24 protein-coding genes are annotated in these 25,202 nt (G+C 72.6%); 14 read left to right on the top strand and 10 right to left on the bottom strand.

Going from position 1 to position 25,202, the window contains the following annotated elements; all coding sequences use genetic code 11:
- The first annotated feature begins 16 nt into the window (after window positions 1-16).
- From ABZ454_RS33595 to ABZ454_RS33560, 8 genes are all read left to right on the top strand, one after another.
- Window positions 17-1,501, top strand: coding sequence for an ATP-binding protein (locus ABZ454_RS33595; RefSeq protein WP_359543361.1), 1,485 nt, complete (start codon window positions 17-19; stop codon window positions 1,499-1,501).
- Window positions 1,498-1,926 (top strand): roadblock/LC7 domain-containing protein, encoded by a 429-nt coding sequence (locus ABZ454_RS33590; RefSeq protein WP_356319919.1) that lies wholly within the window; start codon window positions 1,498-1,500, stop codon window positions 1,924-1,926. Before ABZ454_RS33595 ends, ABZ454_RS33590 begins: the two co-directional genes overlap by 4 nt.
- Complete coding sequence (locus tag ABZ454_RS33585) at window positions 1,923-2,288, top strand: DUF742 domain-containing protein (RefSeq protein ID WP_356319920.1); 366 nt, start codon at window positions 1,923-1,925, stop codon at window positions 2,286-2,288. Before ABZ454_RS33590 ends, ABZ454_RS33585 begins: the two co-directional genes overlap by 4 nt.
- On the top strand, window positions 2,269-2,916 hold the full coding sequence (locus tag ABZ454_RS33580; RefSeq protein ID WP_356319921.1) for an ATP/GTP-binding protein: 648 nt from the start codon (window positions 2,269-2,271) through the stop codon (window positions 2,914-2,916). Before ABZ454_RS33585 ends, ABZ454_RS33580 begins: the two co-directional genes overlap by 20 nt.
- Window positions 2,913-4,178, top strand: a complete 1,266-nt coding sequence (locus ABZ454_RS33575) for a cytochrome P450 (RefSeq protein WP_359543360.1) — start codon at window positions 2,913-2,915, stop codon at window positions 4,176-4,178. Before ABZ454_RS33580 ends, ABZ454_RS33575 begins: the two co-directional genes overlap by 4 nt.
- Complete coding sequence (locus ABZ454_RS33570; RefSeq protein ID WP_359543359.1) at window positions 4,175-5,383, top strand: cytochrome P450; 1,209 nt, start codon at window positions 4,175-4,177, stop codon at window positions 5,381-5,383. Before ABZ454_RS33575 ends, ABZ454_RS33570 begins: the two co-directional genes overlap by 4 nt.
- Before the next feature lie 153 nt (window positions 5,384-5,536).
- Window positions 5,537-6,655 (top strand): phosphoserine transaminase, encoded by a 1,119-nt coding sequence (gene serC / locus ABZ454_RS33565; protein WP_359543358.1) that lies wholly within the window; start codon window positions 5,537-5,539, stop codon window positions 6,653-6,655.
- Window positions 6,656-6,810: 155 nt separating this feature from the next.
- Window positions 6,811-7,422 (top strand): Uma2 family endonuclease, encoded by a 612-nt coding sequence (locus ABZ454_RS33560; RefSeq protein WP_359543357.1) that lies wholly within the window; start codon window positions 6,811-6,813, stop codon window positions 7,420-7,422.
- Between the two features lie 172 nt (window positions 7,423-7,594).
- Here ABZ454_RS33560 and ABZ454_RS33555 read toward each other — a convergent pair whose 3' ends face one another.
- Complete coding sequence (locus ABZ454_RS33555) at window positions 7,595-8,104, bottom strand: GNAT family N-acetyltransferase (protein WP_359543356.1); 510 nt, start codon at window positions 8,102-8,104, stop codon at window positions 7,595-7,597.
- A gap of 98 nt (window positions 8,105-8,202) precedes the next feature.
- Between ABZ454_RS33555 and ABZ454_RS33550 the strand changes: the two genes are divergently transcribed.
- Window positions 8,203-8,598 carry a PPOX class F420-dependent oxidoreductase gene (locus ABZ454_RS33550; protein WP_356319927.1) on the top strand — a complete coding sequence of 132 codons (396 nt, stop codon included), beginning with the start codon at window positions 8,203-8,205 and terminating at the stop codon, window positions 8,596-8,598.
- 211 nt (window positions 8,599-8,809) lie between these two features.
- A complete protein-coding gene (locus ABZ454_RS33545; protein ID WP_359543355.1) occupies window positions 8,810-13,579 on the top strand; it encodes a CHAT domain-containing protein in 4,770 nt (1,589 codons plus the stop codon).
- An 11-nt stretch (window positions 13,580-13,590) separates the two neighbouring features.
- Here the strand turns inward: ABZ454_RS33545 and ABZ454_RS33540 are convergent, their stop codons facing one another.
- The 3 genes from ABZ454_RS33540 to ABZ454_RS33530 form a co-directional block, all read right to left on the bottom strand.
- Window positions 13,591-13,782 carry a hypothetical protein gene (locus ABZ454_RS33540; protein WP_359543354.1) on the bottom strand — a complete coding sequence of 64 codons (192 nt, stop codon included), beginning with the start codon at window positions 13,780-13,782 and terminating at the stop codon, window positions 13,591-13,593.
- Window positions 13,754-14,428: a DUF6338 family protein gene (locus tag ABZ454_RS33535; protein ID WP_359543353.1), complete on the bottom strand. Its 675-nt coding sequence runs from the start codon at window positions 14,426-14,428 to the stop codon at window positions 13,754-13,756. Before ABZ454_RS33535 ends, ABZ454_RS33540 begins: the two co-directional genes overlap by 29 nt.
- Before the next feature lie 149 nt (window positions 14,429-14,577).
- The gene (locus tag ABZ454_RS33530; RefSeq protein ID WP_359543352.1) at window positions 14,578-15,570 is read right to left on the bottom strand and encodes a WD40 repeat domain-containing protein; all 993 of its coding nucleotides are present in this window, start codon (window positions 15,568-15,570) and stop codon (window positions 14,578-14,580) included.
- 58 nt (window positions 15,571-15,628) lie between these two features.
- On the opposite strand from ABZ454_RS33530, the gene ABZ454_RS33525 reads away from it, so the two are divergent.
- Window positions 15,629-16,330 (top strand): GDSL-type esterase/lipase family protein, encoded by a 702-nt coding sequence (locus ABZ454_RS33525; RefSeq protein ID WP_356319932.1) that lies wholly within the window; start codon window positions 15,629-15,631, stop codon window positions 16,328-16,330.
- Window positions 16,331-16,413: 83 nt separating this feature from the next.
- On the opposite strand, the gene ABZ454_RS33520 is transcribed toward ABZ454_RS33525, so the two are convergent.
- From ABZ454_RS33520 to ABZ454_RS33505, 4 genes are all read right to left on the bottom strand, one after another.
- Complete coding sequence (locus ABZ454_RS33520) at window positions 16,414-16,974, bottom strand: TetR/AcrR family transcriptional regulator (RefSeq protein WP_359543351.1); 561 nt, start codon at window positions 16,972-16,974, stop codon at window positions 16,414-16,416.
- 185 nt (window positions 16,975-17,159) lie between these two features.
- Window positions 17,160-17,750: a helix-turn-helix transcriptional regulator gene (locus ABZ454_RS33515; RefSeq protein ID WP_359543384.1), complete on the bottom strand. Its 591-nt coding sequence runs from the start codon at window positions 17,748-17,750 to the stop codon at window positions 17,160-17,162.
- A 68-nt stretch (window positions 17,751-17,818) separates the two neighbouring features.
- The gene (locus ABZ454_RS33510; protein WP_356319934.1) at window positions 17,819-18,478 is read right to left on the bottom strand and encodes a TetR/AcrR family transcriptional regulator; all 660 of its coding nucleotides are present in this window, start codon (window positions 18,476-18,478) and stop codon (window positions 17,819-17,821) included.
- A 93-nt stretch (window positions 18,479-18,571) separates the two neighbouring features.
- Complete coding sequence (locus tag ABZ454_RS33505; RefSeq protein ID WP_359543350.1) at window positions 18,572-19,603, bottom strand: hypothetical protein; 1,032 nt, start codon at window positions 19,601-19,603, stop codon at window positions 18,572-18,574.
- Window positions 19,604-20,067: 464 nt separating this feature from the next.
- Between ABZ454_RS33505 and ABZ454_RS33500 the strand changes: the two genes are divergently transcribed.
- On the top strand, window positions 20,068-22,266 hold the full coding sequence (locus ABZ454_RS33500; protein WP_359543349.1) for a hypothetical protein: 2,199 nt from the start codon (window positions 20,068-20,070) through the stop codon (window positions 22,264-22,266).
- 113 nt (window positions 22,267-22,379) lie between these two features.
- On the top strand, window positions 22,380-23,111 hold the full coding sequence (locus ABZ454_RS33495) for an HAD family hydrolase (protein WP_359543348.1): 732 nt from the start codon (window positions 22,380-22,382) through the stop codon (window positions 23,109-23,111).
- A 41-nt stretch (window positions 23,112-23,152) separates the two neighbouring features.
- Here the strand turns inward: ABZ454_RS33495 and ABZ454_RS33490 are convergent, their stop codons facing one another.
- Window positions 23,153-23,515, bottom strand: coding sequence for a hypothetical protein (locus tag ABZ454_RS33490; RefSeq protein WP_356319938.1), 363 nt, complete (start codon window positions 23,513-23,515; stop codon window positions 23,153-23,155).
- Between the two features lie 101 nt (window positions 23,516-23,616).
- On the opposite strand from ABZ454_RS33490, the gene sigJ reads away from it, so the two are divergent.
- Window positions 23,617-24,525, top strand: a complete 909-nt coding sequence (gene sigJ, locus ABZ454_RS33485; RefSeq protein WP_359543347.1) for an RNA polymerase sigma factor SigJ — start codon at window positions 23,617-23,619, stop codon at window positions 24,523-24,525.
- Between the two features lie 39 nt (window positions 24,526-24,564).
- Here the strand turns inward: sigJ and ABZ454_RS33480 are convergent, their stop codons facing one another.
- Entirely contained in the window at window positions 24,565-25,143 is a 579-nt protein-coding gene (locus tag ABZ454_RS33480; RefSeq protein ID WP_359543346.1) for a dihydrofolate reductase family protein, read from the bottom strand.
- Between the last annotated feature and the right edge of the window lie 59 nt (window positions 25,144-25,202).

The raw sequence follows: 25,202 nt of genomic DNA, 5'->3' as shown, positions 1-25,202 counted from the left end.
CCCCCAAGGACTCCGCTTGCGCCCCTCAACCCGGCCGACCGCACTGGCCCTGCTGGTCACCGTGGCCCTCACCGGATCCCTGAGTCTGTGGGCGGCGGTCGCCGCCCCCGACTCGGCCAGGACCGCAGTGGCCTGGGGGTCGAGCGCCGCCGCGCTGCTGCTCTCCGCCGCCGTCGCCACCGCCGTCCACGCCCGCGTCACCGCACGCCGGCTGCGCGAACTGCTCGCGGCCGAGAGCGGCCGGTTCACCGCCGAGACCTCGCGGATGGTCTCGGCGTCCGCCGCCGACGCCCAGCGGTTCACCGCCGAGACGGCCAGGATCAAGGCCGCGGCGGCCGCCGAGACGGCCCGCGTCGCCAAGGAGGCCACGGCCGACATCGAACGGCTCACCGCCGACAACGCGCGCCTCAAGGCCCGCGCCGCCCGCAGTGACACCGAGCGCTCCGCCGCCGTCGCCGCCTGCGCCAACGCCGCCGGACGGATGCAGGCCCTGGCCACCAGCATGCTCGCCGACCTGCGCGACATGGAGCACCGGCACTCCGCCGAGGACATCCTGGGCGACCTGCTGCACCTGGACCACCGCACCGCCCAGGCGGGCCGGCTGGCCGACTCCATCGCCGTGCTGACCGGCGCCCGCTCCGGGCGGCGCTGGGCCAAGCCGATCGTGATGGAGTCCATCCTGCGCGGCGCCATGGGCCGGATCAGCGGATACCAGCGCATCCGGCTCCACTCGACCAGCGACGTCGCCATCGCCGGCCACGCCGCCGAGGGCGTCATGCACGCCCTGGCCGAACTCCTCGACAACGCGGCGAACTTCTCGCCGCCCACCGCCGAGGTCCACGTGTACGTGGAGGAGGTCCCGGCCGGCATCGTGCTGACCGTCGAGGACAGCGGTCTGGTCATGAGCGACGTGCAGCTGCGCCGCGCGGAGCGCGCCGTCTCCGCGACCGACCAGGACCTGACCGGCCTCTCCGGCACCCGCCTCGGCCTCGCCGTCGTCGGCCGCCTCGCCCGCAAGCACGGTCTGACCGTCTCGTTCCGGCCCTCCGCGCGCGGCGGAACGGGCGCGCTGATGATGCTCCCGCAGGAGATCATCACCCGCGCCGCGGCGCCGGCCCCCGAGCCCGCCGCCGGTCCGGCGGCCCCCGCCCCGCGCGAGCCCGAGCCGGTCCACACCTCCGGCACCGACCACCCCGAGGCGTCCCCCGACGCCGCCCGCGCCCAGGAGCCCCTGCGCTCCGACTCCGGCTCGGAGACCACCGGCGGCCTCCCCCGCTTCGGCGAGAGCGGCCTGCCCAAGCGCTCGCGCGGCCGCACCCTGGCCGCCGCCGAGTCCCGTGCCCGGGCGGCGGCCACGTCCGGCACTCCGGACTCCGACCCGGCGGACGGCTCCGCCCCCCGGCCCCGTACCGCCGACCCCGCGGCCCAGGCGGCCCGTTTCAGCAGCTTCCGCCAGGCCGTACGGCCCACCTCCCCGCACCCGGAAGGCAACACCCGATGACCGCGACCACCGACGAGAAGCTCAACTGGCTGCTGGAGGGGCTCCTTGAGCGCACCCCCGGCGCCCGTCACGCCCTGGTGCTGTCCAGGGACGGCCTCAAGCTGTGCCGTACCCCCGAGCTGTCCGTCGACCAGGCGGACCAGCTGGCCGCGATCTCGGCCGGAATCCAGAGCCTCTCGCACGGGGCGTCCGTCGAGTTCGGCGACGGCACCGGCGGCGTGCGCTCCGCGATGGCCGAGTTCTACGGTGGCGTGCTGTTCATCGTGGAGGCGGGGGCCGGCGCCCACCTCGCCGTCGTCGCCTCCGAGCACGCCGACGTGGGCCTCGTCGGCCACAACATGAGCGAGCTCGTCGAGCAGCTGGGCGAGCACCTCGTCGCCCCGCCGCGCGAGTCAGCCGAGGCCTCCGAAACCGCGACCGTATGACGGTCCGCCCGCGTCCCGGCCGGGATGACGACCCGGACCGGCTGTACACCCTCACCGGTGGCCGCAGCCGGTCCGACTCGGCCGCCTTCGACCTGGTGACCCTCGTCGTCTCCGAATGCGAGCCGGCCCCCGGCATGCAGTCGGAGCACGTCACGATCCTGCGGATGTGCGAGCGGCCCACCGCGGTCGTCGAGATCGCCGCCGGACTGAACCTGCCCGTCAGCATCGTGCGCATCCTGCTGTGCGACCTGCTCGACACCGGCCGGATCAGCGCCCGCCATCCCCGTACCGCCCGTGTCGCGGACCGGTTCCCCGACCCCGACATCCTGGAACAGGTGCTCGTTGGACTCCGCAACCTCTGACCGTGCCGCCCTGCAGGCCACGGCCGACAACGGACTGAAGATAGTCGTCGTCGGCGGCTTCGGGGTCGGCAAGACCACCATGGTCCGATCCGTGAGCGAGATCCGTCCGCTCAACACGGAGGAGACGATGACCCGCGCGGGCGAGGCCGTCGACCACCTCGACGGGGTGCAGTCGAAGACGTCCACCACCGTCGCCTTCGACTTCGGCCGGATCACGCTCGACGCCCGCTCGGTGCTCTACCTCTTCGGCGCACCCGGCCAGGAACGCTTCTGGTACCTGTGGGACCGGCTGTTCTCCGGGACGCTGGGCGCGGTCGTGCTCGTCGACACCCGGCGCCTCGCCGACTCCTGGTACGCCATCGACCGGCTGGAACACCACGGCACGCCGTTCATCGTGGCGTGCAACGACTTCGGCGGCCCGCTCCACACCGAGCAGCAGATCCGTGAGGCGCTCGACCTCTCGGACGACGTACCGCTCGTCGAGTGCGACGCCCGGGACCGGTCCTCCAGCAAGTACGTCCTGATCACCCTGGTGGAGCACCTCTACGCCCTCTCCAAGGGCACCGTCCCCTCCGCCGCCGCCCGTCCGGAAGCCACTCCGGAGAAGACCCCGGAGCCCACCCCGTGACCCAGCCCCCCGAACCGCCCCCGGGCTGCCCCGCACACGGACCCGCGCCCCTGTCCGGGCCGCGGTTCCAGACCGAACCCACCCAGCTGTACCGGGAGATGCGCCGCGACCACGGCGCCGTCGCACCGGTCGTCCTGGACGGCGACGTCCCGGCCTGGCTGGTCCTCGGCTACCGCGAACTGCACCAGGTCACCAGCGACCCGGTGCTGTTCAGCCGCGACTCCGACCTCTGGAGCCAGTGGGAGCGCATCCCCGGCGACTGGCCGCTCCTGCCGATGATCGGCCGCAAGCAGCCGTCGATCCTCTACACGGTCGGCCCCCGGCACGTCGAGCGCGCCCGGATGATCAGCAACGCCCTGGAAGCGGTCGACCCGTTCGCCCTCAAGCGGTACGCGGAGGAGTTCGCCGACGCACTGATCGACCGGTTCTGCTCCAAGGGCTCGACCGACATCATCGCCACGTACGCGATGCTCCTGCCCGCCCGCGTCCTGGCCAGGATCTACGGCTTCAGCGACGAGGTCGGCGACGCGCTCGTCAGCTCGATCAACGACATGATCGACGGCCGGGAACGCGCCCTGGCCGGGCAGCAGCACCTCGGCGCGTCGATGGTCCAGCTGCTGGCCGACAAGCACGCCGAACCGGGCGACGACGTCGCGACCCTGATGCTGGCCGACCCCGGCGGCTTCACCGACGAGGAGATCGCCCAGGACCTCATGGTCATGATGGCCGCCGGCCACCAGCCGACCGCGGACTGGATGGGCAACTCGCTGCGGCTGATGCTCACCGACGACCGGTTCGCCGCCTCGCTCTCCGGCGGCCGGCACAGCGTCGCCGAGGCCATGAACGAAGTCCTGTGGGAGGACCCCCCGACCCAGAACGTCGCGGGCCGCTGGGCCTCGCGCGACACCCACCTCGGGGGCCGCCACATCCAGGCCGGCGACCTGCTCCTCCTGGGCATCGCCGCCGCCAACGCCGACCCGCAGGTGCGCACCGACGGCTCCTCACTGACCGGCGGCAACAACGCCTTCCTCTCCTTCGGCCACGGCGAGCACCGCTGCCCGTTCCCGGCCCAGGAGACCGCCGAGGTCATCGCCCGCACCGGCATCGAGGTCCTGCTCGACCGCCTTCCGGACATCGATCTGGACGTCCCCGCCGAGCAGCTCACCCGGCGCCCCTCTCCCTGGCTGCGGGGCCTGACGGACCTGCCCGTCGCCTTCACGCCCACGCCCGCCGCAGGACCCGCCACCGGAGGCCAGAGATGACCCGCATCGCCCTCGACCCGTTCGTCGCCGACCTCGACGGCGAGAGCGCCGCGCTGCGCGCCGCCGGCCCGCTCGCCGAGGTGGAGCTGCCCGGCGGAGTGCACTGCTACGCCGTCACGCACCACGCGGAGGCCCGGCAGCTGCTGACCGACCCCCGGATCGTGAAGGACATCAACGTCTGGGGCGCCTGGCAGCGCGGCGAGATCCCGATGGACTGGCCGCTGATCGGCCTGGCCAACCCGGGCCGCTCCATGCTGACCGTCGACGGCGCCGACCACCGCCGGCTGCGCACCCTGGTCGCGCAGGCCCTCACCGTGAAGCGGGTGGAGCGGCTGCGCGCGGGCATCGAGGCGCTGACGACCGCGAGCCTGGACCGTCTCGCGGCCCTGCCCAAGGGCGAGAAGGTCGACCTGAAGGCCGAATTCGCCTACCCGCTGCCCATGAACGTGATCAGCGAGCTGATGGGCGTCGACGCCGCCGACCACCCCCGCCTCAAGGAGCTGTTCGAGAAGTTCTTCTCGACGCAGACGCCGCCGGAGGAGGTCCCGCAGATGATGGCGGACCTCGGCACGCTCTTCACGAAGATCGTCGACGCGAAGCGGGCCGAACCGGGCGACGACCTGACCAGCGCCCTGATCTCGGCGTCCGAGGACGGCGACCACCTCAGCAACGAGGAGATCGTCAACACCCTCCAGCTGATCATCGCGGCCGGCCACGAGACGACGATCAGCCTGATCGTGAACGCCGTCGTCGCCCTGGAGACGCACCCCGAGCAGCGCAAGCAGGTCCTCTCCGGCGAGCTGCCGTGGGAGAACGTGATCGAGGAGACGCTGCGCTGGAACACCCCGACGTCCCACGTCCTGATCCGCTTCGCCACCGAGGACGTGGCCGTCGGTGACAAGGTGCTGCCCAAGGGCGAGGCCCTGATCGTCTCCTTCGGGGCGCTGGGCCGGGACGAGGCGCAGTACGGACCGACCGCCGGCGAGTTCGACGCGGCCCGCTCCCCCAACCGCCACATCGCCTTCGGCCACGGCCCGCACGTCTGCCCGGGCGCGGCGCTCTCGCGCCTGGAGGCGGGGGTCGCGCTCCCCGCGCTGTATGAGCGCTTCCCGGAGCTGGAGCTCGCCGTACCGGCCTCCGAGCTGCGCAACAAGCCGATCGTCACCCAGAACGACCTGTTCGACCTCCCGGTCGAGCTGGGCTGACCCGGCCCCGTACAGCACCCGGACGCAACCCGGCACGGAACCTCGTGCGGAACCCCGTCACGGACATATCTCCAAGGCCCACGAGTCGGACCCCTTGTCTCATCCGACGGACAGGGTGCGTAGCCGCCGCACCGAGCGGCTACGCTCCGACTCGTGGCCGACATCCAGATTCCCGCTGACATCAAGCCCGCCGACGGACGCTTCGGCGCCGGTCCTTCCAAGGTGCGGACGGAGGCGCTCGACGCGCTGGCCGCCACCGGTACGTCTCTGCTCGGTACGTCCCACCGCCAGGCCCCGGTGAAGAACCTGGTCGGCGCGGTGCGTGACGGCGTGCGCGACCTCTTCTCCCTCCCCGAGGGCTACGAGGTGATCCTGGGCAACGGCGGCTCCACCGCCTTCTGGGACATCGCGACGCACGGTCTGATCGAGTCGAAGTCCCAGCACCTCAACTTCGGCGAGTTCTCGTCGAAGTTCGCGAAGGCCGCCAAGCTCGCCCCGTGGCTGGCCGACCCGACCGTCATCGCCTCGGACCCGGGCACCCACCCGGACCCGAAGGCCGAGGCGGGCGTCGACGTCTACGCCTTCACGCACAACGAGACCTCGACCGGTGTCGCCGCTCCCGTCAAGCGCGTCGCGGGCGCCGACGAGGGCGCGCTGGTCCTGGTGGACGCCACGTCCGGCGCGGGCGGCCTGCCGGTCGACATCGCCGAGACGGACGTCTACTACTTCGCCCCGCAGAAGTCCTTCGCCTCCGACGGCGGCCTGTGGATCGGCGTCTTCTCCCCGGCGGCCCTGGAGCGCGCGGCCCGCGTCCACGCCTCCGGCCGGCACATCCCGGAGTTCTTCTCGCTGCCGACGGCGATCGACAACTCCCTGAAGAACCAGACGTACAACACCCCGGCGCTCGCCACGCTGTTCCTGCTGAACGAGCAGCTGACCTGGATGAACACCCAGGGCGGCCTGGAGTTCACCACCGGCCGCACGGCCGCCTCCTCCGGCCACCTGTACGGCTGGGCCGAGGAGTCGAAGTACGCGACCCCGTTCGTCACCGACGCGGCCAAGCGCTCGCAGGTCATCGGCACGATCGACTTCGCGGACGAGATCGACGCCGCCGCGGTCGCCAAGGTGCTCCGCGCCAACGGCATCGTCGACACGGAGCCGTACCGCAAGCTGGGCCGCAACCAGCTGCGCGTGGCGATGTTCCCGGCGATCGACCCGTCGGACGTCCAGGCGCTGACGGCGTGCATCGACTACGTGATCGAGAAGCTGTAACCGCTACGCCTCCGAAACGGCCCCGCACACACGCGCCCGTGTGTGCGGGGCCGTTTCTGCTTCACTCGGCGGGGTGAAGCGGCGCCTTCCGGCCGCACTCCTGCGCACCGTCCTACGATGATGCTCTCGACACCAGCCATTCCAGGAGGCCCGCAATGTCTGCAGCAGCAGTCGAGCACCCCTGTGACGATGAGCCGGAGCCGTTGCTCGAAACAGCCAACAGGCTCACGGAGCAGCATCCGGGCTATCGCGTCGAGATCATCGGAGGCGTCATCACCGTGGCCCCACCCCCGGACGGCCCGCACGCCGATGCACTGACCACGCTCATGATCCCGTTCCTCGGCGCGGGCCTTCACGGCGAGGAGTCGAGAGTCCTCCAGGGCATCGGTCTCTGGCTGCCGGGCGGGCCCGAGGACTACGCGGTCCCCGACCTCGCCCTCGTCGACGCCGATCTCGACGAGCACAGACTCGAGAACAACTGCTACGACCCGGCCGTCTTCCGACTCGTCCTGGAGGTCACCTCCAGCAACTACAACAGCGACCTGCGGCACAAGGTCGCCGCGTACGCCGAGGCCAAGATCCCCGTCTACGTGATCGTCGACCGCAAGCACGGCCGTGTCCATGTCCTGACGGAGCCCCTGGCCAGTGGTTACGACCGCCACGAGGTGTACGCCCCCGGACAGGAAGCCCCGCTCCCCCGCTCGATCGGCGCCGAGGTGGTCCTCGACGTCGCCGAACTGATCAAGGCGGGCCGGCCCCGGACCTGACGTCCGGGCCGGGCCGGCCGTCAGTGGCGGCGGCTGCCGTACGGATCATGACGCAGCCCGTGCCGTACACCGGCGGCGGAGGATTCCCCGCGCGCCCCGCGCGGCCGGCACCGCGAGGTGGGCGTCATCCGGCACCGCGAGCTGGGCGTCATCCGGCACCGCGAGCTGGGCGTCATCCGGGGCCCAGCCGCCACCGCTCCTCCCCGTCCTCCCGCTCACCGGTCGGTGCGAGCCCCGCAGCGGCCGCCACCGCGGCGGACGCGGCGTGACCCGGGTGGACGTGGGCGATGACGGTGCGGACCTCTCCCCCGCCCAGCAGGTGCGCGACCAGGCCCCTCGCCGCCTCCTTGGCGTATCCCCGGCCCTGCCACGCGGTCCCGGTCACCCAGGCGATCTCCGCCCGCGTTCCGCGCACGGTCGCCTGTACGTACCCCACGAGGCGGTTCTCGTCCCGCGCCCCGAGCACCCAGTTCCACCACCGTTCGGCCGGGTCGGGCGATCCGGCGGTCTGCCGCTCGTAGCGGGCCCGCAGTTCTCCGGCCGACTCCGGGGCCCCGCCGGTGAAGGCGTGGAGTCCGGGATCGTCCAGCACCGCCGCCATCTCCTCCGCGTGGGCCACCCGGAGGGGCACGGCGTCGAGGCGGTCGGTGGAGAAGAGCGCGGGCCCGTTGTTCGTCGTCATAGAGCGCCGACCCTACGCCGGACCCGCCGCCCCCGAAACGTCCGTTCGACACCGCCCGCGGGGATGACACGAGGCCGGGGCGGCGGACCATGGAAGGTATGGAAGCGGTCAGTGAGCTGAAGCCGTTCGTGAAGCAGTACGCCGTCCTGCTCAGCACGCGGCGGCAGGACGGAACGCACGCCGACACGCCCGTCAACATCGCCGTCGAGGGGGACCACGCCTACATCCGTACCTTCTCCTCGGCGTGGAAGGTGGAGCGGATGCGCAACCATCCCGTCGTGGCCATCGGCCCGTGCACGCTGCGCGGCCGGCCGACGGGGCCCCAGATCACCGCGCACGCCCGCCTCCTCCAGGCCGGCTCGAAGGAGAACACGCACGCCGCGCGGATGCTCTCCCGCAAGCACCCGGTCGTGCAGGGCGTCCTCGTCCCGCTCACGCACAGGATCAAGCGTGACCGCACGCTGCACTACGAGGTGCGCCCGCTGGACACCTGACCTCCGCGGCCGCCGTACAGGGCCCGATCGGCGGGCATGTCGGCGAACTCGCTCAAGTAGCCGCGCCACTGGGTAAGTTGGTGCTGCTGTCGGCCGACGGGGGAGCGATGACGCAGAAGATGTACGCCACCCGGTGGCACGGGGACACGGCACCGGGCGCCCCGGTGCGGCGCGCGTGTCCGGGCCCGGTGGCGCGCGGCCGGATCGCCGCGTGACGCCCGAGAACGCCGCGCACCGCATCCTCCAGCAGGCCGAACGCGCCCAGGCCGAGCCCGAAGCCCTGCGATGGTTCCTCGGACCGGAGGCCCTGGAGGCGGCCGACGAGGTACGGGGCGGCGTCGCCCTGCCCGACGGGAACGGGTGGGGCCTCGGAGTGCTGGCTCTCGGGTACGCCGACTGGTTGCGCTACCTCGCGGGGAACGAGGCCGACCCGGGGGCACTCGGCTCCGCGCTGATCCGGTTCGCCGCGGTGTACGAGCAGGACCCGGAACAGGTGCCGCCCGGGCTGCGCCCGCTGTTCGCCACCGTGTCCGGCGCACCGGCCGGCGCCGCGACCGAGCCCGGCCTCGCGTACCACGCCGCCATCGGGCTCACGCTGCTGTTCCAGCACAGCCGCCACCCCGGGGCCCTGCCCCTCGCCGAGACCCTGCTGCGGCACGCCGCCACCGCTTTCGGCGAGGGCAGCCTCGAACAGGGCACCTGCCTGTCGGACCTTGGCCTCGTCCTCTTCTACGGATTCCAGGACGGCAGCGGACACCAGGCGCTCTCCGACGCCGTCGCCGCAGGCCGCGCCTCCGTGGTCTGCGCCCCCGGCGTCCGGGACGAACAGGCCCGCCGGCACGGCAACCTGGGGCACACCCTCCGGCACTGGGCCGAGGCGAACGCGGACGGGGCCGCGATGCGGGAGGCGGTCGCCGAGCTGCGGAAGGCGGTGGAGCTCACCACCTGGAACAACCCGAATCGCCCCCAGCACAACGCCGTCCTCGGTTCCGTCCTGTGCGGCGCCGCCAACGCCCTGCACGATCCCGCGCTGCGCTCCGAGGGCATCACGCTGCTGCGCACGACCCTTTCGGAGCCGGACGTCCCCCTGCCCAGCCGGGCCTCGTTCCTCTCCGACCTGGGCGTCTCCCTCATCGTGGGGGCCATGGAAGACGGTGGTGGCGCCGAGCCGTACGAGGAGGGCATCGCCGCCTGCCGTCAGGCGGCCGACACGGCCCCCAACCCCTTCGAGCGCACCGTCTACCTCACCAACCTCGGTCTGGTGCTGGCCGGTCACGCCTCGCTCACCGGCGATCCGGGCGCCCTCGACGACGCCTACGAGGCCGCCCGTGACGCCCTCGACGGCGCACCGGACGGCCATCCGGTGCGCGCCCAGGCGCACTTGGCGCTCTCCCAGGTACTGGACGCACGGCACACGGCGACGGGCGCACCGGACGACCTGGCCGAAGCCGTCGACCACGCCCGCCGGGGGACGAAGTGCGTACCGGCCGACGACCTCGTCCGACGGGTGCTGCACACCACCGGTTACGCCGAGCTGCTGGTCAAGCGTGCCGTCCGGCACGTCGGGGCCACTAGGGACGCCGGAGAGCTGCACCACGCGCTCACCCTGCTCCGCGACCTTGCCGGAGACGTTCCGGCCCGCTCGGCCGAGCGGGCCCGGGTCCTGCTGGTGCTCGGGCGCTGCCTGCAGGTCTCGGACGAAGCCGACGCCGCCGACGAGGCCGCCGACTGCTTCCGCAAGTGCCTCGTTCTGCCGTCCCCCCACGACGGTTTCGAGGCCGCCGCCCGCTTCGGGCTCGGGGCGGCGCTGGCCCACACCGCCGGTGCGGACGACGACGCCTGGCGGCAGGGTGCGAACGAGATGCTCCGGGCGCTCGACCTGCTCCCCGCCGGGGACCCCGCGGTCTGGGAGTGCCGTACGGAGTACGCCCGCGCACTCATGGAACGGGGCGATGTGACGAGTGGCGTCGACCTGTACGAGGAAGCGGTGCGCCTCCTGAGGGAGGAGGCGGAACACGCCCCGCTCTCCCGCTCCGAGAGCGCCCTGTGCTGGTCGAACATCGGCCACGGTCTGAGCAGCATCGCCCAGCGCACCGGCCGCTCCGAGCGCTTCACCGAAGCGGTGGCCGCCCATCGGAAGGCCGTGGCCCTGTCCGCGGCGGACGACTTCTTCCATGTGCACCAGCTGATGGGCCTCGGTGAAGCCCTGCTGGCCCTCGCCGAGTTCTGCTCGGACGCCGACGCGTTACCGGAGGGCATCGGGGTGCTGCGCACGGCCGTGGCCGCGTCCGACGAGACCACCTACGGCGGGGCCGACTGCCGCTCGGCCCTCGGCGAGGCCCTGCGCACCCTCGCTCGTCTCACCTCCGACCCCGCCCCGCTGGAAGAGTCCGTCCGATGGCACCGGGAGGCGATCGCCATGGCGGCGGGACCCCCGGCGCCCGTGGCGCTGCTCGGCCTCGCCAACAGCCTGGGGGCCCTCTACCGCCATACCCGCGACGCCCGGCAGAGCGACGAGGCCACACGGCACTTCCGCGCCGCCCTGGCCGCCGCGCAGCCCGCGACGGCCGAGTTGCGCGGCTCCCTGCTCACCAGCCTCGGCCACACCCAGTGGATCCGGGCCCGCGACACCGGCGACGAACTCCTCATGGACGCCGCGGTCGACACGCTGCGCGAGGCGGTGACCCACGCCTCCCGGGCCCGCCTCAGCATGGCGCTCACCAACCTGGGAAGCGCGCTCATGGACCGCGGCCGCAGGACCGGCAACCGCGCCTGGCTGGCCGAAGCCGTGACGGTGCTGCGCCGCGCGGTGCAGGACAGCCTCCCGACGGCCATGGACCGGTCCCTGCACCTGAACAACCTCGCCGAAGCGCTGCGCTGCTGGGACGAGTTCGCCCACGACACGGCCGCCGCCGCCGAGGTGATCGCCCTCCTGCGCGCGGCGATGACCGTGGAGAACGGCGACCACGAGGGCGCCGAACTGGCCGCCGTCAACCTGGGGGCCGTGCTGACCGACCGGGCCTATGCGCACAAGGACCCCCACGCGCTCGATGAGGCCCGGCAGGTCTTCGAAGAGGTGGTGGGACGGCTCGGCACGCACCACCCCTGGCGCTCCTTCGCCCTGCAGAAGCTGACGATGGCCTGCGCCCTGGCCGCCCGCCTGGACGCCGAGCCCACCGGGGCCACGGCCCGGCAGGCACTGCACCGCGCGGCCGCCGCCGCCCGGGAATCCCTCGTGGGCGTGGCCGAAGGCCATCCGAGTCATGACTTCTCCCGGTTGCTCATGGCGGGGGTGCAGCTGGACCGCGCGGCGATGGGGGAGCAGGTCGATCTGGCGGAGGTCGTCCGGCTCGCCCGCGCTTGCGCGCGCAATCCGGTCGCCCACAGCTCGGCCCGGCTCCAGGCCGCCCGCGTCTGGGGGCTGGCCTCGGTGAAGGCGGGTCACCGCGCGGAGGCCCTGGAGGGGTACGCCTACGCCGTCGGCCTGCTGCCCGGCATGGCCCCGCGCAGCCTCGCCCGGGCCGATCAGGAAGCACGGCTGAGCGGCGGCGACGGCCTGGCGAGCGACGCCGCCGCGCTGGCGCTCGACGCGAGTGCGCCAGGCCGCGCCCTCGCCCTGCTCGAACAAGGGAGGGGGGTGCTGCTGGCCCAGGGGCTGGAGAACCGGGCCGACGTGTCGCGGCTGCGGGAGCTCGACCCCGCCCGTGCGGCCGAGTTCGAGCTGATACGCGACCAGCTGAGCGGCCCGCCGCCCCTCTCCCCGCCCCAGGACGCCCACGAGGCGAGTGCGATCGCCGAGACCCGGCACGCCCTGACCCGACGGTGGAACCAGCTTCTGCCGGAGGTGCGGCGACTGCCCGGCCTGGAGAACTTCCTGCACCCTCCCGCCGTACCGGAGCTGGTCGCCGCCGCCGCCGAAGGCCCCGTCGTCGTCGTCAACGTCAGCATCTACCGCTGCGACGCCCTGGTCGTGACCGCCGACGCCGGGATCGACGTGGTCCCGCTGCCCGGTCTCACCCTGAACACCACCATGGCGCGGGCGGCGGAGTTCGTCGACGGCATCGAAACGGCGTACGGGGGGAACGGCGTCGACGACGCCGTCGCCATGATGCGCACCCTGTCCGCGACCCTCGGCTGGCTCTGGGACACGATCGCCGCACCCGTCCTGGACCACCTCGGTCTCGACGCCGAACCGGCGGACGGGGACCCCTGGCCCCGGCTGTGGTGGTGCCCGACCGGCTGGCTGTCCTTCCTGCCGCTGCACGCGGCAGGCCGCGGCGAGCCGGACTCCGGCACCTGGGTGATGGACCGCGCCGTCTCCTCGTACACCCCGACCCTGCGCGCCCTGGTCAGGGCCCGCGCCGGCCTCACCGCCGGCGCCCCCGCGCGGCCGTCGCCGCTGGTCGTGGCCCTCGCCGACACGCCGGGGGCCGCGCCCCTGCCCGGCGTCACGCGGGAGGCGGAGCTGCTGGCGGAGCTGTTCCCCGGACGGCGGCTGCTGGCCGGGCCCGACGCCACGGTGGAAGCGGTCGGCGGGGCGCTCGAAGCACACCCCTGGGTCCACTTCAGCTGCCACGGCGTCAGTGAGCTGCTCGACCCCTCACACAGCGGCCTCGTCCTCCACGACGGCCGGCTCACCGTGTCCGACGTCGCCACCCGGCGCCCGAGGAGCCCGGAACTGGCCATGCTGTCCGCCTGCTCCGCGTCCCGGGGCGGCGTCCAGCTGTCCGACGAGGTGGTCCAGCTGGCCTCGTCCTTCCAACTGGCCGGATATCCGCATGTGATCGGGACCCTGTGGCCGATCGCCGACAAACTGGCGACGCACCTCACGAGGGAGTTCTACACCGCGCTCGCCGAGGACATCGCCCGGGGCCGCCCCATCGATCCGGCCGCCGCCCTGCACCGCCCGGTCAGATCCCTGCGCGACCGCTACGCACAGGCCCCGCACCTGTGGGCGGCGCACATCCACACGGGCCCGTGAGGCGGGGACGCTCAGGGCGCCTCCGGCTCGGTGACCTCCTGGACGGGCGGTGTGGTCTCCCCCATCGCCGAGCCCGAAGGGCCGAGCGGCAGTTCGTCCGGCTCGGCCAGGCCATCGGTGGGCCGATAGGTCCTGCGGAAGGAGAACTCATCGACCAGCGCCGCCAGTTCGTCGTCACTGCCCCGGTCCGGATCGTTCACCATCGGCTCTCCTCTCCGGCCGCTCCCGCGCGGGCGGCAGCAGCACCTCCAGCACTTCTATGTCGCTCGCCCGCACGTACACACCCGCGGTGCCGGGCACCTTACCGAGGAAACTCCCGTCGGGACCCACCCGGTACTGAGCCTGCAGATACAGGTCCCCGCTCTGCGGATACGCCGAGACGGCGGACCGCGAACCCAGCCAACCTCCCACCCACAGCCCGCTTTTGAGGCGCACGCGGACGAAGCAGGACCCGCGGCCTCGGAAGAGGGCGTCCCACGCCGTCGGCGTCGGCTCGTACCGCGCCCCTGCGTGCCGCCTCCGCCACCTCGCCTCCGCCCAGGCCAGCGCGGACGGCACGGCGACGATCAGGAGCAGCGCGGCGGCCCCCGCCGCGCGGGGCTGCCGCAGCACCCCGGCGAACGGCCCGTCCCCGCCCCCGGCCAGCAGCCGCACCAGCCACGGCCCCGCGACCACCGCGTAGACGGCGTCGAGCAGGGCCCCCGCGGCGATGGCGCGCACCAGCCGGTTCTGCGGCTCCTGGTCGGCGGCGAGGGGGCCGCGCAGCCGCTCCCGTACGGCCTGGTAGAAGACGCCGGGCAGGACGAGGATCAGCAGGATGGTCAACTGCTGCGCTGTTCCCGGTACCATCGTGGTGCCGCACCCCCGTGCTCCGTACGTGGCCGTACCCCTGCCGCCTCAGGATGACGCACCGGGAAGGCCCGCGTCAGGGCCCGGGGAAAGTCGGCGGCGTCACCGGGCGGCCCCGGTGACCGCCCGGCCCGGACGCCGCCGCGCCCTCACCCCTTGCCGCGCCGCCTGCCCAGGAACAGCAGCAGCCCGATCCCGGCGAGCACGGCGACCCCGGTCAGCGTGGCGCCCTTCACCGGCACGCCGTTCCCGGCGCCGCCCGCACCGGCGGACGAGGACGACGTGCCGCCCGTCCGGCCGGACCCGTCGCCCCCGCCGTTCTTCAGGTCCACCCGCACCACATCGCTCTGCGCCCCCTCGGAGCCGTACATCAACGCCGAACCGTCCGCCGTGTACGTGACCGACTCGGCCTGTCCGAGCAGCGGCGACTCGACCGGATAGTCCTCGCCGAGCCTGCCGTGCGCGAAGGCGTAGCCGCGTGCGCTGAAGTACGAGCGCAGCACCAGCTCCGTGCCGTCCGGCGAGAACGCCCCGTCCGTCACCCACGGCACCTCGCCGACCCGCCGGAACACGTTGTCCCCACCGGTCGAGAGCTTCGCGGGCCCTTCGTACAGCCCGCCGCCCTCCTCGTTCTTCGAGGCGATGTACACGCGCCCGGTCTTCGGGTGGACCATCAGCGCCTCCGCGTTGCGCGGGCCGTCGGCGTACTTCACGTCGAACTGCGTGGCCCGGACGGTGGCGTCCCGCAGTTCCTTCGGCTCGGGGAAGCGGTAGATCCAGACGTGGTCCCAGCTGCCGTTCAGGTTGTCGCCGATGTCACCGACGTACAGGTTCCCGTCGGGCCCCAGCGAGATGGCCTCCACGTCCCGGGGCGCGCCCACGCCCTTCATGGTGATCCGCGCGACGGTCCTGCCGGTGCGGGAGTCGACGGCGAAGACGTACGGCCCGTCGTCGCTGTCGTTGTGCGTCCAGTAGATCCCCGGGTGGGCGCGGCTGGCGGCCAGACCGCTGGACTCGGTGATCCGCGGGTCCTCGATCGTGAAGCTCCGGTCGGCCTCCCCGTCGTCGGCCACGGCGGGCGCGGCCGCCGCGAAGGACAGGAGCGCGGCGGCGGCGAGGACGGTCAGTCGGTACGAACGCATGGCACAAGTGTCCATCGTCACGTCGCAGGCCGGAGCCATGATCCGCGATGATGGCGCCATGCGTTTCATGTGTGTCGGCGATTCCATGACCATCGGACGCGCCGGCGACTTCACGTGGCGCTACCGCCTGTGGCAGCACCTCGAAGCGGCTTTCGGCGCTCCGTACGCGATCGTCGGCCCGCGCACCGAGCTGTACGACACCGGCACGGGCACCCCGGTCTCGTCCGCCTACGCGGCCGAGGACTTCCCCGCCGACGCCCGCCGCCACCTGGCGGGCTGGGGCGAGGGCTGGCTGCACATGGCCCCGGTGATCGCGGACGCGGTCGCCGCGCACCGGGCGGACGTCCTGCTCGTCTCACTCGGCCTGATAGACCTCGGCTTCTACACGGACAGCGAGCAGACCGCGGCCAACGCCCGCGCGTTCCTCACCGCCGCCCGCACGGCGAACCCGCACATCAAGTGCGTGCTGCTCCCCGTCATACCGAACATCCGCGCCGAGTCCGACGCTCCTTTCGCCGCCGAGTGCGCCCGCTTCAACGAACTCCTCGCGAAGACCGTGGCGGACCTCGACGCCCCGGGCTCCCCGCTCCTGCTGGCCTCGCACCCCTCCGGCTACGACATCCACACGGACACGTACGACGGCACGCACCCCGGCCCGTCGGGCGAACACCGGCTCGCGGCCGCCTACGCCGACGCGATGCACCAGGCGTGGGGCGTGGGCGGCCCGTACCGAGCCGCGGACCGGGCGCCTCTCCCGTAGGCCGCGTCCGCGGTGGCCAGGGCGTGCCCCCGCTTCATGCCGGCCTGACCTCCCCCGGGTGCGCTGCCCCCGGCCGCCCCCGCTCAGCCGGCTGCCGTCAGCGCCGAGCGTGCGGCGGTGAGGATCTCCTCGGACAGCGGGGAGCCCTCGGTCGCCCGGGCGAGGACGAGAGCGCCGACCATCGTGCACAGGCGGGTGATGCCGTCCTGGTCGTCGGTGGCGAGCCATCCGGCGAAGTCCCGGACGCCCTCGGTGTAGACGCGGCGCGCCTCGCGCTCTCCGGGTTCGCGCGCCATGTCGGTGGCCAGTGCGGCGACCGGGCACCCGTCCGCCGCACCGTCGCGGTGCTCCACGGAGAGATAGGCGTCGATCAGCGCCTGCTGCGCGGCGTCCCGCTGCCCGGCGTGCCGCTCGATCCCGCCCTGGTGCTGCTGGGCGAGTTCGCCGAAGGCGTGCGCGGTGGCTTCGTCGATGAGCGCCTCCTTGGACGCGAACTGCTTGTAGAAGCCTCCGTGGGTCAGACCGGACGCCTTCATGAGGTCGGCGACGCTGGTGTGGGTGCCCTGTTCCCGGAACAGCCGGGAGGCGGTCTCCACGACCCGCCGGCGGTTCTCCTCCGCTTGCGCCTGCGATACGCGGCCCATGAGCCACCTCTCATTGGATGTCGGTTGCCATCTATCTTAGTCCTGCCTTAGATTGTCTCCATCATCTAAATGCGGCCGTCCGGCACCCGCGACGCAAGGGAGCGAGTGTCAAGCAGAGCCTGGCCGCTTCACCGACGGCCGCCTGAACTCGGGCACCAGGACCTCGCGCCCGCAAAGAGCCCCCGTCACTTCCCCGCGGGCTTCGCCCGTACGTGCATCCGCTCCCCCTGCGGTCCGAACAGGCTGAGGAACTCCACCGGTTCCGGCCCGGCGGCCCCCCACCAGTGCGGGGTGTGCGTGTCGAACTCGGCCACCTCGCCCGCCGTCAGCACGAGGTCGTGATCCCCCAGCACCAGCCTCAGCCGCCCCGAGAGCACGTACAGCCACTCGTACCCCTCGTGCACCCGCTGCTCGACCGGGCCCTCGGTGCCCGTCGCACCAGGCATGACCTGCTTGTACGCGTTCACCCCGCCGAGATGCCGGGTCAGCGGCACGAACGTCATCCCGTGCCGCTTGAAGGGGCGGAAGGTCACCCTCGGGTCACCGGTGTCCGGGGCGCCGACCAACTCGTCCAGTTGCACCCCGTACGCCTTCGCCAGCGGGAGCAGCAGCTCCAGAGTGGGTTTGCGCCCTCCCGACTCCAGCCGGGAGAGCGTGCTGAGCGAGATCCCGGTCGACTCGCTCAGCTGCGCCAGCGTCGTCCCGCGCTCGGTGCGCAGCGCGCGCAGCCGCGGCCCGACGCCGGTCAGGACGGACGACAGCTCGTCGTCCCCCATCGCACTGCCCTCTGCTCCGACCTCATCCGCTCCCATGACCCCATTTGCCATCCCGGCAAGCGGTGTTGTCAACCGGAGGCGCCCGAGGGGGCGGCCGCCGGGCCGATCATGGCCATGGTCAAGCGGGTGAACTCCCCGGTCAGCCAGGCAGGCGGCACCTGGCGCGGGCGGCGGCCGTGGTGCGCGAGGAGCTCGTCGACGGACCGGGTCAGCACCTTCACCACCACGGCGAGGTTGCCGTCGACCCCGTGTCCGCGCCGCCGGGCGCGCTCGGCCTCCTGGGTCAGGAACTCCGTCCACACCGAGCGCCACATCGTGAGGTGGTCGTCCATCTCCCTGCTCACCCCGAGCACCTCGACGAAGGCCACCCTCGCCTCCTGCGGGTCACGCGTGACGGCCCGCACATAGGCGTCGAAGAGCCTGCGGACCCGTTCCTCGGTCGAGCAGGTCTCCATGCCCTCGGCGGACAGCTCCGCCTCGGACGCCCGCATCCCGCGCGTCGCGACCTCGTCGTACAGGTCGACGAGCAGCGCCTCCCGCGACTCGAACTCGCGGTAGAAGTCCCGCACTTCCACGTGCGCGGCGGCACACAGATCCTCGACGGTGGTACGGGCGTAGCCGTACACGGCGAACAACGTCCGCCCGGCCGTCATGAGTTGCGCGCGCACCCACACGGGGTCCCGCGCCATCCGCACACCGCTCCCACGCTCCACCACGGCATCCCTCACCGGTCCTCCTCGGTCCGTACAGGCCCCCGCGCCCACTCTCCTCGCTCCACCGCGCGGACGGCGATACCGCCACACGGCGAACAGCCGTACGCCTCACTCGACGGCGGCGGCGTCCGCCGCCTGCAACGCCGCGACCCGCTCCCGCCAGGGCAACGGCTCGGGCTCCTCGCCGTCGTCGTCGGGCCGGGCGAGGGGCCACTTCACCCAGTGCGCCCTCATCGCCGCCTCCCGGGCACAGGGCCCGCACACGCTCTCGTCCCCCCGGGGCCGGAAGAGGTGCTCCCGGCCCGGGCCCTCACACACCACGGGCGGCAGGACCTGGGGCGGGGCGGGCACAGGCTCCCGGGGACGTACGGGCTCGGGCAGCTTCTGGACGAGCCGGTGCCGCAGGAACCCGACGGCGGACCGCACCCCGTCGGCGGGCAGTTCACTGACGAGCGCGAGCCGCAGGTCCGCGCCCCTCACCCCGCGCCGCAGCCATTCGGCGGCCACATCGGCGAGGCCACGGGCTTCGCGGACGCCGAGGTGCAGCCGGGGGTGGGCGTGCCGGAGGGAGAGCAGGACCCGCTCCGCCTCGGCGACTTGAGGGTCGGCCGCCGGCGGGTCGGTGACGCGCGGGGCGGCCGGTGGGGCCTCCTCCGTGAGGTCGGCGGCGGGCGCGGCCTCTTCGGAGGGTGGGTGGGATGCGTTCTTCTCATGTTCTTCCACCACCGGTAGTTGACCACCGGCCGACCGAACACCCGGATGACCGGCCGTCGGAGACTGCTCACTCGGTCGGACCTGCGGCGCTCCCACCCCGGCCCACCGGATGCGCCGGGCCTCGTCATCGGTGAGCGGCACGTTGGAGAGGAGCTGATCGGTCACCCACAGCCCGCCGTCACCCTGACGCCGCCACTCGTGGACGAACCCGTTGGCTTTGAGCTGACCCTTCGCCTTCTGGTACGCCCGGCCCGTGATCCCGAGCCGTTTGGCGTGCTCACTGAGCGCCCTGCCGGCCCACTTCTCCGGGAGACCCTGCACGTAGGCGATCAAGATCTTCGCGTCGCTGCCGAGGCGCGGATGCCGCACGATGTCGTGCGCGGCCTTCACGTAGCCGTGGGGCGGCGAGATAGCATGACAAAGCATTCTCGGTGGACCTCTCTCTGTCCATCGCGGGGTGAAGGCCCTCGGGCCGGTGTTGGTAGCACCGCCGGGGGCCGCCCCCTGCGCGAATGCGCACGGAGCGTAATGACGCGATCACCGTACAGCACGTTCCTCTGCTCGACCACCTCCGCCAGCAGCTCGAACAGCAGTTCCGTGTGCACGGACGGGACTTGAGAGCCGTGCCCGACGGTCGGCAGCCCACGTCAGTGGCGACACCACGCACCGGGCTGCCCGCCACTGGCCGGGACCGGGAGGCTTCGGCGCGTTCGAGTGACGATTACTCCGGTGAGGTGCGCGGCGACGACTATCGGAATTCATCACGTTCGGTCCACGATTGAGGGCTCGGCGTGGCTGTCAACGATGGGGTCATGAACCTGAGATCGCACCCACCCTCGCCCGGCCGACGCGGGCCACGCGCACGGACCGCCCGACTCGCCGCAGGAGCCATGGTTCTCGTGGTCGGCGCCGGGGCGTTACTGACGCTGGACGCCGGCGCGCAGCCCCGGCCGCGTGCCGCGGGCTCTCCGCTGGTCGATGAGACGTTCACCGAGGCCACGGCTCCGGACTTCACCGGTGTGGGGTCGGCCTGTCTCACCGGGGCTCCGGCCGCCGCCCTGCCCGGCCCCGGCGATCACCCGCTGGGCGGCTGCCCGGAGGGCGTGGGTCCCGTACCCCCTCCCAACGGTGCTCCGCACGGATACCTCCGGCTGACGGACGCGTCCAACGACCAGTCCGGGGCCGTCCTCTACAACCACGCGCTGCCCGCGAACGAGGGCATCGACGTGACGTTCGACCAGTGGCAGTACGGCAGCACGACCCCGGCCCACCCCGCCGACGGCATCTCGTTCTTTCTGGTGAACGGTGACAGTGCGCTCACCCACCCCGGCGCGTTCGGCGGGAGCCTCGGCTACGCGCAGAAGCTCCCCGACGACGATCCCACCGCCACGATGCTGCCCGGCGTGGACCGCGGCTACCTGGGCGTGGGCCTCGACGTCCTCGGGAACTACTTCGGCGACTGGGAGCACCGCGGGAACGGCTGCGCCACCCGCTCGCCCGCGGGAACAGGCTTCCGCGTCCCCGGCCCCGGGGCCAACATGGTGACGGTGCGCGGCCCGGGTGACGGGACCGAGGGCTACTGCTTCCTGACCGCGACCACCAGCAACTTCACGACGACCGGGCCGTGGCCGTCCACGCTCCCCGGGCAGCTGCAGGGGCCGCTGACCGTGCTGCCCCCCGGGGCCACCCCCGCCGAGGCCGAGGCCGCCCTCGAACCCTCGCGCCGCCGGATCCATGTGGAGCTCACCCCGGCGCCGAGCCCGGTGCTCACCGTGTCGGTCGACTTCAACGACGGAACCGGCTCGCACGAGGTGCTCAGCACGCCCGCTCCGCAGCCCGTGCCTCCCACCTACAAGTTCGGATTCGCCGGCTCCACGGGCGGGTTCACCGACGTCCACCTCGTTCGCAACGTGGTCGTCTCCAGCAACCAGCCGCTTCCGCAGCTGAACCTCGTCAAGCAGGTCAGGCAGCCGTTGCCCGGCGACCTGGTGGCGGGATCGCAGGTGCCCTACGACTTCGTGGTCACCAACTCCGGGGCGGCCACCGTCACCGGTCTCACCGTCACGGATCCTAAAATCGGCCCCGTCTCGTGCCCCACGACGACGCTCACCAGCGGTCAGACGGTCACCTGCACGGCCACCTACACCGTGACGGCCGCCGATGTGACCCACGGCTCCCTCGACAACACGGCCACCGCGACGGGCGTCTCGAACGGTCAGAACGTCACGTCACCGCCGTCCTCCCAGAGCGTGCCGATCGAACGGCCGGCCGCGATCACCGTGGAGAAGCAGGCACAGACCCCCGGTCCCTACGCGGTCGGCCAGACGGTGACCTTCACCTACGACGTCAGGAACACCGGCGGCACGGAACTGACCGACGTCCAGGTGAGCGACGACCACGTCGACGGCATCACGTGCGACTCGACCACGCTGGCCCCGGCGGAGAGCCCCGGCGACAGCACCACGTGCAGCGGTACGTACACGATCACCGCCGCCGACGGCACGGCCGGCTCCGTCACCAACACCGCCACGGCGACCGGCACCGCGGACGGACAGACGGTCACCTCCCCCCAGACCCAGCTGACGCTCCCGGTGGGCGCGCCCCACATCACGCTGGAGAAGAGGGTCGTCACGCGCGGCCCGTACAACGTCGGGACGCAGGTGCAGTACGCCTACACCGTCACCAACACCGGCAGCACCCCGCTGCACGACGTGCTGGTCAGTGACGACCGGGTCGCCGACGTCACCTGCGACGCGACCACGCTGGCGCCCGGCGCCCGTACCACCTGCCACGGCACGTACACGCTCACCCAGGCTGACGCGGACGTGTGCGAGCAGAGCAGAGCGGCAGCCGGCGGCGGCGGGAAGGACTGCGCCGTTACCAATGTCGCGGTCGCGGCGGGGACCGACCCTCAGGGGAACCAGATCGCCGGCGAGCCGGCGACGGCCACCATCACCCTCAGCATCCCGCGGCCCCCGCACCACAAGCCGCCGCACCACAAACCCCCTCACCACAAGCCTCCGCACATGAAGCCTCCGCACCACAAGACCTACGACCAGGACGGAACCGACAGCCAGGAACAGACCTGACGGCCGGTGGCATACCGCCCCGACGGGCCGCTCACCTCGCGCCTCGCGCCGGAGCATCCGGTGCGAGGCGCTTGCGGCTGTGCCCCGCCGGGAGCGTGCGACATGATCGGTCCATGGCAGATGTGATCTTCTTCGATCTGGACGGAACCCTGGTCGACCACCGCACCGCGGTCTTCGACACGATCGGACAGATCGTCCGGGCCGCCCCGCACGCGACGGCTCCACCGGAGGACCTGGCAGCGCTGTGGTGGTCGCTGGAGGCGCGCCACATGGGGGAATACCTGGCCGGTGCGTGCTCCTTCGCCGAGCACCACCGACGCAGGGTCCGTTCCTTCCTGCCGGCGCTCGGCGAAGCGGTACCTGAGAGTCGCGCCCTCCTGGACGCCTGGATCACCGAGCGCTACCTCGCGGTGTTCGAGGACTCCTGGCAGTGCTACCCCGATGTCCAGCCGTGCCTGGAGACCCTGAAACAGCTTCCCCGGGGCCCGCGTCTGGCTGTGCTGACCAACGGGGACCCCGGGCAGCAACGCGCCAAGCTCTCCCGTTTCGGCCTCCTCGACTACTTCGAAGCCGTCCTGACCCCGACCGAGCTCGGTGCGGCCAAGCCGGCCGCGTACGCCGCCGCCTGCCGGGTGATGGGGACGGACCCGGCGCGGGCGGTCAACGTGGGCGACATGCTGTCGAGCGACGTGAACGCGGCCGCCCTCGCCGGGCTCACCGGCGTCTGGCTGGACCGGGGCATCGACTTCGTCACCGGCGGGCCGTCGCCGGCGGCGGACGCATCCGTGCTCCGCGTCGAGCGGCTCACCGACCTCCCCGGGCGCCTGTCGTCCCTGCGCGCCTGACCGGCTCTCGCGGTCCTCGTGCGTGCGCCTCGGGCACGGGTTCAGCGCCGCGCCAGTGCCAGCAGGCTCAGCCCGAACATCAGGACGCCCAGCGGGAGATGGACGGACGGCACGTGCGCGATGCCCAGCACCACCTGGACCGAGGCGAGGACCAGGAAGCCGGACGCGTACCAGACGGGCCGGGGCGAGCCGCCGCCCGGCTTCCACGCCAGCACCGCCGCGATCACGTACAGCATCGACGCCCCGTACATCACGCGGGCTCCGGCGCTGTGCAGCGTCTCTCCGTAGGACGCGGTCAACAGGAGCCCCGCCGACACCGCTTGGAGGAAGATGGTCAGGGTCTGCAGGGCGATCGCGATCTGCAGAAACGAGAAACGGCGCTGCGCCGTCGCCTGGGTTGCCATGCCGCAGTCCCCTTTTCCGCCCGGTGGGCAGTAGATCGATAAGGTCTTACCAGCCCGACGACGCGGGCCCGCGAAAGGTAAGGCGAGGGGGCGGTCGGAGCATGGGGACGGCGGGGACGAGCACCGACGGGATAGCCGGCGAACGGCGCCAACTGCTGAATGTGGCCTACCGGTTGCTCGGTTCCCTGGCCGAGGCCGAGGACGCCGTGCAGGAGGCCTACGCGCGCTGGTACGCGCTGCCGCGCAGCCGGCAGGACGAGATCGCGGCCCCCGGCGCCTGGCTGTCGACGGTGACCGGCCGCATCTGCCTGGACGTGCTCGGCTCGGCGCGGGCCCGGCGCGAACGCTACGTCGGCGCGTGGCTGCCCGAACCCCTGCCCGACCGCGCCGAATGGGGCCCCGGCCACGGCGGCGACCACACCGACCCCGCCGACCAGATGGTCCTGGACGAGTCGGTGGCCATGGCGTTCCTCGTCGTCCTGGAATCGATGACGCCCGCAGAGCGGGTGGCCTTCGTCCTGCACGACGTGTTCCGGTATCCCTTCGCCGAGATCGGCGACGTCCTCGGCCGGACCTCCGCCGCCTGCAAGCAGCTCGCGGCCTCCGCCCGGCGGCGGGTGCGCGACGAGCGGGCCCCGGTGGCGGCGGCCGGGCAGGCCGCGGCGGTGCGGCGGGTCAAGGACGCGTGGGAGACCAAGGACATCGCCGCCCTCGTCGACCTGCTCGACCCGGCCGCCGTGATGACCGCCGACGGCGGAGGCCTGGTCGGTACCGCGCTCCGCCCGATCGAGGGCGGCGCGCTCATCGCCCAGTACATGGTCGCCATCGCCGACAAGGCTCCGGGGCTCGCACTGCTGGAGCGGTCGGTCAACGGCATGCCGGGCCTGGTGGCCGAGCGGGCGGGCGCCGTCATGACGGTGGCCTCGTTCGAGGTCGTCGACGGCCGCGTCACCCGGATCTGGGTGGTCCGCAATCCGGAGAAACTGCGGCCGTGGACACAGGAGGGGTAGGCGGCCTCCGCCGCTTCCCGGGGAGACCGCTCGGACGGCTCAGCCGTGCAGGGTGGGCCGGTAGGTGAGCTCCTGGATGCGGCCGTCGAGCGTGCGGTGGTCGAGCAGTTCGAGGTCGAAGTCGGCCGCGCCCTCGAAGACCGGGGCCAGCCCGGTCTTGCCGGTGATCACCGGGAACACCGTCACCTGGACGCTGTCGACGAGTCCGGCGGCCATCAGCGCCCGGTTCATCGACAGGCTGCCGTGCGAGCGCAACGGCACGTCGGACTCCTTCTTGAGCCGGGCGACGACGTCGACGGCGTCGCCGCTCGCGATCTCCGCGTCCGGCCAGTCGAGGGGGCCTTCCAGCGTGGTCGACACCACCGTCGCGGGCAGGCTCCGCATCCGCGTCACCCACGGGTCGCGTACGTCGGACTCCTCCGTGCTCGCGGCCAGCATCTGGGCGAACAGCTTGTACGTGTTCGCCCCGAAGACCATCCGCTGCTCGTCCCGGTACAGGTCGAGGCGGCGGTCGAGCAGCTCAGGGCCCTGCTTGCCCCAGTAGCCCGTCCAGTCCCCTCCGGCACCGCCGAAGCCGTCGAGGCTGGAGAAGACGTCGAATGTGTAGGTGGCGGCCATGATGTTCTCCTCGGTTGCTGCTGATCGCGTGCCGTAAGTAGAGACCGGCGGCAGCGGCA

This window comes from Streptomyces sp. NPDC005803 (assembly GCF_040630435.1).
GTDB lineage: Bacteria > Actinomycetota > Actinomycetes > Streptomycetales > Streptomycetaceae > Streptomyces.
The sequence above is the reverse complement of the archived record's forward strand: the minus strand, read 5'-3'. Positions and strand labels throughout refer to the sequence as shown.

Bases quoted from the DNA above. Each gene is read 5' to 3' on its own strand.
- ABZ454_RS33590 (WP_356319919.1), top strand. From the start codon at position 1,498: ATGACCGCGACCACCGACGAGAAGCTCAACTGGCTGCTGGAGGGGCTC.
- ABZ454_RS33585 (WP_356319920.1), top strand. From the start codon at position 1,923: ATGACGGTCCGCCCGCGTCCCGGCCGGGATGACGACCCGGACCGGCTG.
- ABZ454_RS33570 (WP_359543359.1), top strand. From the start codon at position 4,175: ATGACCCGCATCGCCCTCGACCCGTTCGTCGCCGACCTCGACGGCGAG.
- ABZ454_RS33560 (WP_359543357.1), top strand. From the start codon at position 6,811: ATGTCTGCAGCAGCAGTCGAGCACCCCTGTGACGATGAGCCGGAGCCG.
- ABZ454_RS33555 (WP_359543356.1), bottom strand. From the start codon at position 8,104: ATGACGACGAACAACGGGCCCGCGCTCTTCTCCACCGACCGCCTCGAC.
- ABZ454_RS33550 (WP_356319927.1), top strand. From the start codon at position 8,203: ATGGAAGCGGTCAGTGAGCTGAAGCCGTTCGTGAAGCAGTACGCCGTC.
- ABZ454_RS33540 (WP_359543354.1), bottom strand. From the start codon at position 13,782: ATGGTGAACGATCCGGACCGGGGCAGTGACGACGAACTGGCGGCGCTG.
- ABZ454_RS33535 (WP_359543353.1), bottom strand. From the start codon at position 14,428: ATGGTACCGGGAACAGCGCAGCAGTTGACCATCCTGCTGATCCTCGTC.
- ABZ454_RS33530 (WP_359543352.1), bottom strand. From the start codon at position 15,570: ATGCGTTCGTACCGACTGACCGTCCTCGCCGCCGCCGCGCTCCTGTCC.
- ABZ454_RS33525 (WP_356319932.1), top strand. From the start codon at position 15,629: ATGCGTTTCATGTGTGTCGGCGATTCCATGACCATCGGACGCGCCGGC.
- ABZ454_RS33520 (WP_359543351.1), bottom strand. From the start codon at position 16,974: ATGGGCCGCGTATCGCAGGCGCAAGCGGAGGAGAACCGCCGGCGGGTC.
- ABZ454_RS33515 (WP_359543384.1), bottom strand. From the start codon at position 17,750: ATGGGGGACGACGAGCTGTCGTCCGTCCTGACCGGCGTCGGGCCGCGG.
- ABZ454_RS33505 (WP_359543350.1), bottom strand. From the start codon at position 19,603: ATGCTTTGTCATGCTATCTCGCCGCCCCACGGCTACGTGAAGGCCGCG.
- ABZ454_RS33500 (WP_359543349.1), top strand. From the start codon at position 20,068: ATGGTTCTCGTGGTCGGCGCCGGGGCGTTACTGACGCTGGACGCCGGC.
- ABZ454_RS33495 (WP_359543348.1), top strand. From the start codon at position 22,380: ATGGCAGATGTGATCTTCTTCGATCTGGACGGAACCCTGGTCGACCAC.
- ABZ454_RS33490 (WP_356319938.1), bottom strand. From the start codon at position 23,515: ATGGCAACCCAGGCGACGGCGCAGCGCCGTTTCTCGTTTCTGCAGATC.
- sigJ (WP_359543347.1), top strand. From the start codon at position 23,617: ATGGGGACGGCGGGGACGAGCACCGACGGGATAGCCGGCGAACGGCGC.
- ABZ454_RS33480 (WP_359543346.1), bottom strand. From the start codon at position 25,143: ATGGCCGCCACCTACACATTCGACGTCTTCTCCAGCCTCGACGGCTTC.